The following is a 303-nucleotide window of genomic DNA, read 5'->3' as shown; positions in this document are numbered from 1 at the left end:
TTCCCCGAGTGCCGGGGCACCAAGCGTCTGGTCAAGGACACCGGCGGTGTCTGCCCCAAGAGCGGCAAGGGCCGGATGCTGGAGCGCAAGAGCGCCAAGGGCCGCATCTACTACGGCTGCGAGCGCTACCCCGACTGCGACTTTATGACCTGGGATACCCCGGTGCCCACCAAGTGCGAAAAGTGCGGCTCCACCCTGTTCCGCTAGGGCTCCAAGCTCTACTGCGCAAAAGAGGGCTGCGGCTTTGAGATGCCGGTGCCGAAGAAGGATTGATCAAACCGATAAACTGTCTCGCCCTCTCCG

General features: G+C 62.7%; 1 protein-coding gene. It reads left to right on the top strand.

The window, feature by feature from the left end; all coding sequences use genetic code 11:
* Positions 1-207: topoisomerase DNA-binding C4 zinc finger domain-containing protein (locus tag P0G09_RS18420; protein ID WP_275253396.1), on the top strand; the 207-nt coding region annotated here is incomplete at its 5' end.
* Between the last annotated feature and the right edge of the window lie 96 nt (positions 208-303).

The organism is Faecalibacterium sp. DFI.5.82, from assembly GCF_029076575.1.
GTDB classification, from domain to species: domain Bacteria; phylum Bacillota; class Clostridia; order Oscillospirales; family Ruminococcaceae; genus Faecalibacterium; species Faecalibacterium duncaniae.
Note: the sequence above shows the minus strand (reverse complement) of the source record. Positions and strands in the feature narration are given on the sequence as shown.